The organism is Haladaptatus sp. R4 (assembly GCF_001625445.1).
Taxonomy (GTDB): domain Archaea; phylum Halobacteriota; class Halobacteria; order Halobacteriales; family Haladaptataceae; genus Haladaptatus.
Window position 1 is genome coordinate 622,941 of sequence record NZ_LWHG01000011.1, and the last position, 12,445, is coordinate 635,385.

A 12,445-nucleotide genomic window follows, 5' to 3' on the forward strand; every position below is an offset into this window, starting at 1 on the left:
CTACCTTTCCATACACACGAAATCATGAGCATGTACCGATACACCGTCCGGCGGATTTTGCAGATAATTCCCGTTCTGCTGGGCGTTTTCACGCTGACGTTCGTAATGATGCACTCCCTGCCGGGCAACCCAGTCAAGATCTATCTCGGGTTGAACCCGAGCAAGGAACTCGCGGACCAACTCATCCACCAGTACGGTTTCGATCAACCGCTGTGGAAGCAGTACCTCGACTACCTCAGCAGGGTTCTTCACGGCAACCTCGGCGAGTCGTTCATGCTGAAACGACCCGTCGTCGACTTGATGCTGGAGCGCATCGGTCCCACGTTCACCCTGATGGGACTGTCGTACGTCATCGCGCTCCCCATCTCGATCCTGCTCGGTATTTATGCAGCCTCGCGGCACAACGAACTCGGCGACCACGTCTCCCGATTCGTGGGGCTGGCGGGGCTTTCGACACCAAACTTCTGGTTGGGGCTGATGCTGATGTTCATCGTCGCAGTCAAGTTGCAGTGGCTCCCGGTGTCCGGGTACGTGCCCTTCGCACAGGCCCCGGTCGAGTCCGCAAAACGGCTCGTCATGCCGGTCATCACGCTCTCGACCGCGATGACCGCGACGTTGATGCGGATGACGCGTTCCAGCATGGTCGAGGAGCTATCACAGGATTACGTCCAGACGGCGCGGGCATATGGCCTTCCCGAGCGGCGAATTCTGCTCAAACACTCGTTCAGGAACGCGCTGTTGCCGCTCGTCACCATCATCGGACTGCAGTTGTCCTTCCTGCTGGACGGCAGCGTCATCACCGAGAAGATCTTCGCCATTCCGGGCATGGGTCGGTTGTTCTTATCGGGCCTCCTGAACAAGGACTACGGTGTCGTCATGGGAATGACCTTGACGTTCGCGCTCTTGTTCCTGGTGGGCGTCCTGCTGACCGATCTCGTCTATGCGTACATCGACCCGCGGATAAAATACGACTGACATGAGTACGAATCAACCAGTTACCGAGAGTGGAATCGACACCGAAAGTCGCCTACGGGGAACACTTCGGGAGCTACGGTACAGTCCGACCGCCATTGCGGGAGCCATAATGGTCGGCATCCTCGTCGTACTGGCGATATTCTCGACCATCGACATCGTGATCTTCGACAGACATTTAATCACCGCACTCCTCGCCGATCCGCACGCGCAAGATCCGCTACATATCGACGCAGCACCGTCGCTCACCCACCCGATGGGGACCGACAATTTCGGCAGGGATATACTGGCACGGATAATCTACGGCAGTCGAATCGCGCTCGCCATCGGCGTCATCTCCGTCGGGATCAGTTTCCTCGGCGGAATCGCCTGCGGTGCGACGGCAGCGTACTTCGGGGGTAGAATCGACGACATCATCATGCGACTACTGGAGGTTCTGTACTCGATTCCGGGTCTCATCCTCGCCATGACGCTGATGGCCATCATGGGACCGAGCGTGTACAACCTCTTTCTCGCCTACGGCGTCATCGGCATTCCCGCGTACGCCCGCGTGATGCGCTCGGAAGTACTCTCCCTTCGGGAGGAGGAGTACGTCGAAGCGGCACGCGCCGCCGGACTGCCCACCCGAACCATCCTCTTCCGCGAAATCGTCCCGAACGGGTTGGCCGCGGTGCTCGTCCAAGCCACACTCTCGATGGGCGGCGTCATCATCGGCGCGGCGGCACTGTCGTTCCTCGGATTCGGCGTCCAACCCCCGACGGCGTCGTGGGGTCGGATGCTGAGCAACTCGCGGGAAGCCATGATCATCGCGCCGTGGATTACGATCTTCCCCGGTCTGATGATATTTTTCACCGTGATGGGCTTCAACATGCTCGGTGACGGCTTGCGGGACGCGATGGACCCGAAAACGACGCTCTGGAAGGCGGATTGGGACGAACTCGGCGACGACTTCCTGCCCACGGAAAACTCGCGCGACGAACCCGAACCGATCACCGAAAACCCCGCCACGGACGGCGGAACGGAGACGGAGAAATGGGAAGAACTGGATAGGAACGACGAAACCGACGGAGGTAAGCGATGAGCTTGCTCGAAGTCGAGAATCTTCGAACGTACTTCTACACGCAAAGCGGAATCGTGCAGGCAGTCGATGGCGTCAGCTTCGAGGTCGAGAAGGGCGAGACCATCGGCCTCGTCGGCGAGAGCGGGGCCGGGAAGAGCGTGACGGTGAAGAGCCTGCTCGGCCTCATCAACCCGCCCGGCAAGGTGGTCGATGGCTCCGTCCGGTTCGACGGACGCGAGTTGACCGACTGCACCGAGCGCGAACTTCGACAGGAGGTCCGCGGCAGCGAGATATCGTTCGTCTTCCAGGACCCGATGTCGGCCCTGAACCCCGTCTTCACCGTCGGAAATCAGATCGCCGAAGTCGTCGAGTACCACACCGACTGTACCGACAAGGAGGCCCGACAACGGGCCATCGAACTGCTGGACGACGTCGGAATACCCGACCCGGAACAGCGGGTCGATCAGTACCCGCACGAGTTCTCGGGCGGGATGCGCCAGCGCGCCCTCATCGCCATGGCGTTGTCGTGCAACCCGAAACTCATCATCGCGGACGAACCGACGACGGCGCTCGACGTGACGATCCAGGCCCAAATCCTCGACCTGTTCGACGACATCCAAGACAAGTACGACACGAGCGTCGTCTACGTCACTCACGACATGGGCGTCGTCCGTGAGGTCTGTGACCGCGTCGCCGTGATGTATCTCGGCAAGGTGGTCGAGCAGGCCCCCTACGAGGAACTGTACCGCAATCCGAAACATCCGTATACGCAAGCGCTCCTGCGGTCGGTCGTCCGCCCCGACCAGCGCGTGGACGACTTGAATCCCATCCAGGGAACGGTGCCGAGCGCGATAGATCCACCCTCCGGCTGTCGGTTCCGCACGCGATGTCCCGTCGCCATCGATGACTGTTCGAAAATCGAGCCGCCGCGTATCGACGTGGGTCCGAACCACGATTCGGCGTGTCTGCTCTACAAGGAGGGATACGGTGCCGAGGAGCCACGACTGCACGAGGAAGCACGACGGGGGAGACCATGAGTCAACACGTACAACAACGGCCGAAAGCGCGGGGCGAACCGCTGCTCAGGGTTGAAAACCTGACGAAACATTTCCCGGTGAACACCGGGTTCATCAGCTCACTCCGGTGGAACTCCGAGGGCGGATTTCCGCTGACGTTTGACGACGAGAGCGTCAAAGCGGTCAACGGCGTGAGCTTCGACCTCTACCCCGGCGAAACGCTGGGAATCGTCGGCGAATCCGGGTGCGGAAAATCGACGCTCGCACGAACCCTTCTGGGACTGACCGACCCGACTGACGGCGTCGTGGAGTTCCAGGGAACGCGAACCACGTCGTTCGATTCGGACGCGAAGCGCGAGTTCCGGCGGAACGCACAGATCGTGTTTCAGGACCCGATGAGCAGCCTCAATCCCCGAAGAAAGGTCGGCAGCATCATCGCCGACCCGCTGGAGGCCGCCGGGTGGGACCCGGCGGACCGCCGGGAGCGCGTCGTGGAACTGCTCGACCAGGTCGGACTCACGGAGGAACACTACGGACGGTATCCGCACGAGTTCTCCGGCGGACAGCGCCAGCGAATCAACCTCGCACGGGCGCTTTCGATCAACCCGGACCTCGTCGTCGCCGACGAACCCGTGAGCGGCCTCGACATGAGCGTGCAGGCCCAAATCCTCTCGCTCATGCAGGACATTCAGGACGAGTACGACCTGACCTACCTGTTCATCACCCACGACCTGAGCGTCGTCCGCAACGTCGCCGACCGCGTGGCGGTGATGTATCTCGGCGACTTCGTGGAAACCGGGCCGGTTGACCGACTGTTCACGGAGCCACACCACCCCTACACCCGCGCGCTCCTGGACGCGGTTCCAAACCCCGACCCGGACACGCGCGGTGTCGAATCGAAACTCGTCGGGGACGTTCCGAGCCCGAGCAATCCCCCATCCGGCTGTAAGTTCCACACGCGCTGTCCCGACATCATCGTCCCCGAGCCGTTCACCCGCGAGACGTTCCGCGAGTACATGGACCTCAAAAGCGACGTCGCCGAGGAATCCCTTCGGACGGAGGCCGAACCCGCCGCCGTCCGCTCGGAGTACTTCGAGCACGACCCACCGGCGGGCGTCGAGAAGACGGTTCAGCGTGCCGTTTCGGAAGCGGCCGACGGAAACTGGGACGACGCGTCCGACACGTTGAACGAGTATCAGTCGCCGTGCGAAACCGACGTGCCGAAACTGGAATCCGTGGGTGACGACCAACTCTCGGCCTGCCACCTCGACGCCGACGAACGGGAACCGTTCTCGTGGTGAACGGGATGACCGGTCTCGATACGGGATCGTTCGGAACGAGCATCCTCGTCCGCGAACTCGGCGGAACCGGCCTCGCGGCACGCAACCCGGACGTTCCGCTCCCGCCAGCCTCGAACACGAAACTGCTCACGACAGCGCTCGCGCTGCACTATCTCACCCCGGGCTACCGCTTCGAGACACACGTCACCCGTGTCGGGGACTCGCTCGTCCTCTCCGGCCGTGGAAACCCGTCGCTCTCGGGGGAGGAACTGACGACGCTCGCCGACGCGGTGCGGGATGCGGGCATCGACTCCGTGACGGACATCGTCGCCGACGTGGCGTGGTTCGACGGGGAGTCCCGCGGTCCGGGATGGATGTGGGAGGACGGACAGTACGGGTACGGCGCGGAGAGCACCCCGCTCGCACTCGACCGAAATTTAGTCTCGGTGACGGTGTCCGGCACCGACGTCGAACTCACGCCGAACACGGACGAAATCGAATACGCGACCGAGTTCGACGAGTCCGCCGACGAACTTCGGGTGTTCCGTGACCTCACGACCGAAACGATCCGAATCGGGGGAAAACCGACGGACGCGCCGCAGACGGAAACCGTTCCGGTCGGGAACCCGGTTCGCCACTGCCTGTTGGCGTTTCGTGACGCGCTCGAAACGGCGGGGGTGGCTCACACCGGAGAACTCGGCATCGCCCGAAACCAGACCTCCGGCGAGCGGATCGCGGCGGTGAAATCACCGCCGGTCGCCGACCTCGTCCGCGAGATGAACGTCCCGTCGGACAATTTCCTCGCCGAAGGACTCGCCCGAACCGTCGCCCGCGACGTTCGTGGAGAGGGGTCGTGGGAGGCGTGGGAAACCGTCGTTCGGGATTTCCTCGAAGAACGAGGCGCTAGTAAGTTCCGCATCCGGGACGGGTCCGGTCTCTCCCGCTACAACCTGATTTCGGCCCGAGGAATGGTCGAAACCCTCGACTGGGTTGCCGACCAACCGTGGTCCGAGGTCTTTTTCGAATCGCTTCCGACCGCGGGTGAGGGGACGTTGGAGACCCGGTTTCCGAATACGGAGTCCGAAATCCGAGCGAAGACCGGAACCCTGACCGGCAGTCGAACGCTCTCCGGAATCGTTCGCAGGGAGGGCGAACCGGACGTGGTGTTCTCAGTCCTTCTCGGCGGATTGGTCGGCGAGGACGAGGAGTACGCACGGAACCGAATCGACGAGTTCGTGCGCGAACTCGTCGAGTAAGCACGAAGGTTTTTCAGCGAAAACGGAACCAGTGCGGTGTGATGTGCTGGTTCCTCGAACTGCTCGTCCGACTTCGTTTCGAGCGAGCGGTTTGGACGGTTCTCGGCCCGTCACTTCTTCCGATTGAGAGCGACCACGGGGTCGAAAATCGAAAACCGAACGGCGTCGCCTCCATGGAACGCCTTCGGGGGAAAATTCTCGACGCTGGACCGCCACCGCCTACCCGTAAAACTCGTTTCGCCCAGCGCCGCCGCCGTGGAGCATCGCCACGGAGGCTTCGAACGCCTCGACGTACGCGTCCGCCTCGACGCGGGTCGTCCGGCCAGCGACGCGTTCGACCGACGGAATTGCCGCCGCGCTGGCGGCTTGGTTCGTGGCCGCCCAATCGACCTCGATAGCAACCGGTTCGTCGGGAATCGGCTGTTCGAACGTCGATGCGCGGCGAACCGCTCGCTTCGCACCCTCTCGAATCCGGTGGCGTGCGTCCTCGGGGGGCAAGCAATCCGCCGTGAAGCGGTCGATACCGTCCTTGACGACGGCGGTTTCGACGGTTTCCAACCGGTCGATAGCCTCGGCTTCGGTCGCATCGTCGCCCGTCACGAGACCGACCGGAACGCCGAGCGAGGCGGCGAGTCCGGCGTTCCAGCCCAGTTCGCCGACCTCCTCGTCGTTCACGCGGAGCGAGACGAGCACCTGTCCGTAGTAGGTGTGGTTGAGGACGGCGCGCTCCGTCCCGGCCTTCGCGTGGTAACCGACGAAGCAGGCGACGTCGTGGTCCTCGGTGAGTCCCTGCATCATCGACCACGGTTTCGTCCCGCCGCGGATCAGGCGCGCTGCTTCGTGGACCGAATCACGGGGAAGGTTCGTCATCGAGGAATGGGAGTCGTTGACCAGCACCTCGTCGGCACCGCCAGCGAGCGCGCCCTCGATGGCGGCGTTCACGTCGCCGACCATGAGTTCCCGTCCGGCGGGATAGTTCGCTTCCCCTCGCACCACGTCGAGCGGGTCGGCGATGCCGGTGATGCCTTCCATATCGGCCGAAATGAAGACCTTCATCGGTCGTCCTCCAGCACTCGCTCTACCTTCCGCAGGGTTCGTTCCCACGTCGCCCGCTTCGAGAAGACGTGGTTTTCGTCGGGATAGTGGTCGGCGTCGAACTCCTTGCCGAGGTCGGTGAGCGTCTCGACCACCACGTCGAGTTGCTCGAAGTTGACGTAGCGGTCGCCGGTCCCGTGGAAGTTGTAGAGCGGAGCCTCGTAGTTCTCCATGTGCGTCTCCGGGGACGCCTCGGCCCATCGCTCGGGAACTTCCCACGGTTCGCCCCCCATTCGGAGCGCTTCCGACGAGGCCGCCGCCGGATGCTTCGTCTCCTCGGCCCACTCCTTGTACAGTTCGAGGTCGGCTAATCCGGCGAGGTTGATTCCGAGCGAGAAGGTATCGGGATGTGTCCCGAGGACTTGTAGCGTCGCGTAGCCGCCGTAGGAGAGCCCCCAAACCGTGACCACGTCGGAATCGACGTACGGGAGTCCCTTCAGGAACTCCCCCGCTCGGGTGACGTCCTCGATTTCGTCCTCGCCGCGGGTGCCCGCGATGGCCTGCCTGAACTCCTTCCCGTAGCCGATGCCGCCGCGATAGTTGACGAAGAGACAAGCGTAGCCCTTCGTGGCGAGGTACTGGTGATAGCTGTAGAAGAGGCCGTAGGAACGCGACGGGTGCCACCCGTCGCGCATCTGGCGCATCGGCCCGCCGTGCACGCAGACGACGGCGGGGAGGTCCGTCGCGTCGTCGGCGACGGCATCCGATTTGCGCGGGTCGAGCAGGTAGCCGTCGATGGTTCGACCGGCGCTCTCGAACTCGATTCGTTCCGGCTCGATCGGCGGTATCGACCACTCCTCGACCGTCGAGCGCGTGAGTCGTTCGCGTCCGCGGTCCCTGAAGTCGAAGATACGGAGTTCCGGCGACAGCTCCCCGTCGGCGTGAACGTACGCTATCGTTCCGCCGTCCGGTGCGGGTCGTGGATGGACGTTCGTTCCGTCGGTCTCCACGAGCGCGGTCGTCTCTCCGTCCAACGTGACCGAAAACAGGTGGCGCTGGCCGGAACCGTTCCGATTGGACGCGAAAACGAGCGTTTCGTCGTCCGACCACTGCGGCGTCGCGTCCGCGACGCCTTTGTCCTCGAACGCTCCCTCGGTGAGTTGCGTTCGGTCCCCGGTTTCCACGTCGATGACGTGAACGTGATCCCACCCGTCGAGCGGGAGCGACAGGGCGATTCGGCGACCGTCCGGTGACACCTCCGGTGCGCCGCTCGAAACGATTCCCCGTTCGAGGTCCGATTCACGGAAGAGGACCGTTTCAACGCCGGTCTCCGGATCGGCGGCGACGATCCGTCTGACCGTGCCGCCCTCGCCGCGCTGATCGAACAGGACGCGTCCGTCGGCCAGCCATGCCGGGGTTGAACTCGCCAGTTCGCCGTGCGTGCGCCACGTCAATTCTCCGGACTCGGCGTGGACGACGCCGACGTGTGTCGTCCCGTCCTCGACGAACCGGTAGGCCAACAGGGTATCGTCGTCGGACCACGCGAACATTCGGGTTTCGCCGAGGAACGGACCGCGTTTTGGTCCGTCGAATCCCCGTTCTACCCCGGTTTCGACGTCGCGGACGAACGGGCGACCGTCGCGGTAGAACGCGAAGCGGGTGCCGTCGTTCGACCACGTGTACGCGCTCCTCTCGTCCGGCCCGGAGAGCAGACGGGCGGTCGTCCTTTCTTTGGGGTCGGCGAGCAACAGGTCTCCGGCGTCCGTTGCGACGAGAAGGGAGGACTCGGTCGGCGACCACGCAAATTCGGTAACGTGTCCGTCGTCCGGCGTGAATCGCCACGGTCGGTCGTTTTTCGGATCGGTAACCAACAGGACGTTTCCATCGTCCTCGTAGACGGTTGCCGCGAGAAAATTCCCGTTCGCGGACCACGACGGCGCACTGGGATATTCGATATCCAGCGCATCCGAAAGTGTGAGTGCGGGTGGCATGACAACCACATTCGTACCCACCTCCAAAGCGGTTCCTAATGCGGCTATTCAGGGTCGATGGGTACGTCGTTCGGTCAGTAATTCCGCCCGGCGAGTTTGGTGAGGAAGGCGTCGAGGACTTTGTGTTCCCCCTTCCGAAGGTGTTCGAGGAACGTCGGGCCGCTGATGCCGAAATCACTCGCGATTTCGCTCGCTGCCACGTCGCGAGGCCAGTTGTAATATCCGGCGTCGTGGGCCGCGAACAGACATTCCATCTGCCGCACCGAGAGCGAGTCGTAGATGCGGTCGCTGGTGTTCGCGAACTCCACGTTGTCGTTCGGGTTCACCTCGTGAATCGACTCCAACTGGATGTCGTACTCCTCCTCCAACCGGGTGAACACCGATTCGAGTTGATCCGAACGGACGAGGACGGTCCAGTACTCGTACCCGCCGGTCATGTGAACCGGTTCTATCGGCATGAACTCCGAGTTGACGATTTCGGGGACGATACTGGACGAACGCTCGTAGGTGACGACGACGCGGGCCCGGTCGCCGCTGTTTTTGAGGATGGCCGTGCTCTCGACGACTCGGTGGGCGTCGATGGCTTCGACGAACGTTTCGATGTCGTGGTCGCCCTCCGAGACGATGATGAAATCCCCCTTGACGGTTTCGTCGGTCGGATACAGCGATTTTTCGAGAATATGGACCCCGTCGTACTCGTCGGTAACTTCGAGCGTCCAGCACCCCGGATGCCACAGTTTGAGTTCCACTTGCCGGTGTGTCGTTCTATCGTCCCGAGCAGTAACGTCGATGACGCTCATCTTGTGTGTGATTCTCCCACACCATGAAAAATTTGTGCATTCACGAAGTTACACTTTTCAGTGGTATTCGGGTGGAGATATTGCACTCAACACCGGTGGTATGGAATAATCTCCTGAAATTCGGAAGGAAACAACCTCGATGTCTGTTCCGAAACAGAGCGTGAGTGTCAAACGGTGAATAAAACGAGCTCGATCCGTCGCTCCGACCCCACTCGTCGTGTGATCTATTCCCGCTCCTGGGCCGACCACACCGATAGTGCGCCGAGCGCCAGCGCCGGGATCATCGGCAGGATGAGATAGGCGAATTTGAACGGGAGGTACGGCGGGTGGAGGTAGATGAGCAGCGGCGACACGATAAACGCCAGTATGATCGCCGCGACCAGTATCCATCCGCTCCGTCCGAACTCCCTCGTTTTGGTGTGCTCCGTCGTCATAGCTCGCTATCGGGTTTTACCACCACTTTACCAAAGCCTTCCCGATTTTCGAGCATCTCGTGGGCGCGTGCCGTCTCGCTCATCGGGAGGACTTCCCGAATCGCGGGCTCGAACGTGCCGTCCCACACCAGTTCCATCACGTCGCTCGCCTCGCCGAGGCTCGCCATCGTTGAGCCGATGACCGAAAGCTGATTCCAGAAGATGCGGTTGATGTCGGTCTCCGGCTGTCCGCCCGTCGTCGCGCCGCAGGTGACGATTTTCCCGCCCTTGGCGAGCGCCTTGAGCGAGTTCTGCCACGTCGCCGCGCCGATGTGGTCCACGACGATGTCCACGCCGCGCCCGTCGGTCAACTCGCGGATTCGCTTGGCGAAGTTCTCGTCCTCGTAGTCGATGGCGTGGTCGGCACCCAACTCGCGGGCGTGTTCGAGTTTCTCCTCGCTGCTGCCCGTCGCGTAGACGGTCGCTCCGGCGTAGTCCGCGATTTGGACCGCCGCGTGGCCGACGCCGCCGGACGCACCGAGGACGAGGACGTGTTCGCCCGCTGTGAGTTCCGCGCGCGAGATGAGCATCCGCCACGCCGTCTGGAAGACGAGCGGGGCGCCGCGGCCGTCTCCCACGAAACGCCTTCGGGAACCGGGAGCAGATTGTCCTCGGGGAGGGCCGCCATTTCGCTGTGAACGCCGCGAACGTGTTCGCCGATGATGTGGTAGCCCACGCACATCGAATGTTCACCGTGGCGGCAGAACTCGCATTTGCCGCAACTGACGCCCGCCGAGAGGGCGACGCGGTCGCCGGGTTCGAACCGGGTCACGTCCTCACCGACTTCCACGACTTCGCCCGCCCCGTCGCTGCCGGGGATGTGAGGCATATCGAGGTCGATGCCGGGGAGTCCGCGGCGCGTCCACACGTCCAAGTGGTTCAGCGCGCCCGCCTTGATGTCGACGAGAACCTCGTCCCGGTCGGGTTCCGGGTCCGGGAATTCGTCGTACTCGATAACCTCCGTCCCGCCGTGCTCGGAGAACTGGACGGCTTTCATGCATGGCACGTCGGGCGCGAACACTAAAATAGTATTCAAAGCGGGGGCCCGTGTGAACTTTTGCGCTGGCGTGTCGAAGTAACGGTATGACGGATCACGACGGACACGACGAGCAAAGCGAAACTGACGAACACGGTCACGGACACGACGATCACGACCACGACCACGACCACAGCAACGACCACGACCACAGCAACGACCACGACCACAGCAACGACCACGACAACCACGAGCATCACGCTCACGACGTGGACGAACTCGGCTTCGCCGTCGTCACCGTCTCGACCTCTCGGTCGGTCGACGACGACCCAGCAGGAGACGCCATCAAGGTCCTGGTAGAGCAGGCGGGTCACGACGTCGTGACGCGGGAACTCGTCGCCGACGACCACGACCGCGTGCAGAAGACGGTGAACAACATCGTCGGGCGCGGCGACACGGACGTCGTCGTCACGACCGGCGGCACCGGTGTCACTCCCGACGACGTGACCATCGAGGCGATTTCGGCGTTGTTCGAGAAGGAACTGCCCGGGTTCGGCGAACTGTTCCGGACGCTCTCCTACGACGAAATCGGGACGAAGACCGTCGGCACGCGAGCGACCGCGGGTACCTCGAACGGGACCGTCGTCTTCTGTCTGCCCGGGAGCGAGAACGCCGTTCGGTTGGGTGTCGGTGAAATCGTTCTCGAAGAAGCGGGCCACCTCGTCGGCCTCGCCGGACGGGAGTGAGAAGGTGGACGACGTCGTTCTTCCCCCGTTCGAACCCTCACAGGACTATCGGCGATAGGTTTCGGCGACCGTCTCGAATCGGTGGCGCGAATCTAGCAGTTCCTAAACGATGTGGTGGCCCATCACGACGGAGGTGGGTCGGGTGCCACGTGAAAACGTACTTGTCATCGGTTGAACCAAATACGAACATGATCACGGTCGTCGTCGTCCGACACGGTGAGACTGCGTGGAACCGCGAGCATCGCATGCAGGGGTGGGCACCCACATCACTTACAGAACTCGGCCGGGAGCAGGCCAGACAGCTCGGTAAAAACCTCCATCGGAGATACGACATCGATAGAATTCGGTCTTCGGACCTCCATCGGACGAGGGAGACGACGGAGTTGCTTCGGGACTTCGTCGATGTCCCCGTAACGTTCGACTCGACGTGGCGGGAACGCGATTGCGGGATATTTCAGGGGCTCCCGGCAGACGACTTGTTCGAACGGTTTCCCGAGTACGCCCTCCACCAGGTCGGTCTCGAAGCGGCGTACGAAACACCGGACAGCGGCGAGAGCCTCGTCGACGTTCGCAAACGGGTGCTTGAGGGATGGGAGCGGCTGTTAGTTGAAAGCGAACCGGTAGAAACCGTCCTCATCGTCGCTCACGGTGGCCCCATCCGCCTGATTCTCGGGTATATCAAGGGTTTCGACATCCCAGAGGCGATCCTGGATCAGCCACAATCGAACTGTGCCATCAACGAGGTCAACTACGACACTGAAACGGGTGAGACAACCATCGTACGTGAGAACGACACGTGTCACTGCTGAGATGGGACTGCGGTGACGTACGCGAGTGCTG

General features: G+C 62.5%; 11 protein-coding genes and 1 pseudogene. 7 read left to right on the forward strand and 5 right to left on the reverse strand.

Annotated features, from left to right (window positions below; translation table 11 throughout):
- Positions 1–24 precede the first annotated feature (24 nt).
- The 5 genes from A4G99_RS06845 to dacB are packed head-to-tail and all read left to right on the forward strand — an operon-like array spanning position 25 to position 5,584.
- A complete protein-coding gene (locus A4G99_RS06845) occupies positions 25–975 on the forward strand; it encodes an ABC transporter permease (RefSeq protein WP_066141101.1) in 951 nt (316 codons plus the stop codon).
- Between the two features lies 1 nt (position 976).
- Positions 977–2,053 (forward strand): ABC transporter permease, encoded by a 1,077-nt coding sequence (locus A4G99_RS06850; protein WP_066141104.1) that lies wholly within the window; start codon positions 977–979, stop codon positions 2,051–2,053.
- A complete protein-coding gene (locus tag A4G99_RS06855; RefSeq protein WP_066141107.1) occupies positions 2,050–3,069 on the forward strand; it encodes an ABC transporter ATP-binding protein in 1,020 nt (339 codons plus the stop codon). Before A4G99_RS06850 ends, A4G99_RS06855 begins: the two co-directional genes overlap by 4 nt.
- Positions 3,066–4,349 carry an ABC transporter ATP-binding protein gene (locus A4G99_RS06860; RefSeq protein WP_066141110.1) on the forward strand — a complete coding sequence of 428 codons (1,284 nt, stop codon included), beginning with the start codon at positions 3,066–3,068 and terminating at the stop codon, positions 4,347–4,349. Before A4G99_RS06855 ends, A4G99_RS06860 begins: the two co-directional genes overlap by 4 nt.
- Positions 4,350–4,354: 5 nt before the next feature.
- Positions 4,355–5,584, forward strand: a complete 1,230-nt coding sequence (gene dacB, locus A4G99_RS06865; RefSeq protein WP_066142410.1) for a D-alanyl-D-alanine carboxypeptidase/D-alanyl-D-alanine-endopeptidase — start codon at positions 4,355–4,357, stop codon at positions 5,582–5,584.
- Between the two features lie 219 nt (positions 5,585–5,803).
- Here dacB and A4G99_RS06870 read toward each other — a convergent pair whose 3' ends face one another.
- The 5 genes and pseudogenes from A4G99_RS06870 to A4G99_RS06890 all read right to left on the reverse strand — a co-directional run bounded on the left by A4G99_RS06870 (position 5,804) and on the right by A4G99_RS06890 (position 10,880).
- Entirely contained in the window at positions 5,804–6,640 is an 837-nt protein-coding gene (locus A4G99_RS06870; protein ID WP_066141113.1) for a M55 family metallopeptidase, read from the reverse strand.
- On the reverse strand, positions 6,637–8,610 hold the full coding sequence (locus tag A4G99_RS06875) for a prolyl oligopeptidase family serine peptidase (RefSeq protein ID WP_223301747.1): 1,974 nt from the start codon (positions 8,608–8,610) through the stop codon (positions 6,637–6,639). Before A4G99_RS06875 ends, A4G99_RS06870 begins: the two co-directional genes overlap by 4 nt.
- Positions 8,611–8,684: 74 nt before the next feature.
- Positions 8,685–9,410: a helix-turn-helix domain-containing protein gene (locus A4G99_RS06880; RefSeq protein WP_066141116.1), complete on the reverse strand. Its 726-nt coding sequence runs from the start codon at positions 9,408–9,410 to the stop codon at positions 8,685–8,687.
- 224 nt (positions 9,411–9,634) lie between these two features.
- Positions 9,635–9,844 carry a hypothetical protein gene (locus A4G99_RS06885; protein WP_066141119.1) on the reverse strand — a complete coding sequence of 70 codons (210 nt, stop codon included), beginning with the start codon at positions 9,842–9,844 and terminating at the stop codon, positions 9,635–9,637.
- Positions 9,841–10,880 (reverse strand): annotated as a pseudogene (locus tag A4G99_RS06890) (zinc-binding dehydrogenase). Before A4G99_RS06890 ends, A4G99_RS06885 begins: the two are co-directional and overlap by 4 nt.
- An 86-nt stretch (positions 10,881–10,966) precedes the next feature.
- Here A4G99_RS06890 and A4G99_RS06895 point away from each other — a divergent pair.
- Positions 10,967–11,605, forward strand: a complete 639-nt coding sequence (locus A4G99_RS06895) for a molybdenum cofactor biosynthesis protein B (RefSeq protein ID WP_066141122.1) — start codon at positions 10,967–10,969, stop codon at positions 11,603–11,605.
- A 188-nt stretch (positions 11,606–11,793) separates the two neighbouring features.
- Entirely contained in the window at positions 11,794–12,414 is a 621-nt protein-coding gene (locus A4G99_RS06900) for a histidine phosphatase family protein (RefSeq protein WP_066141125.1), read from the forward strand.
- Positions 12,415–12,445 lie beyond the last annotated feature (31 nt).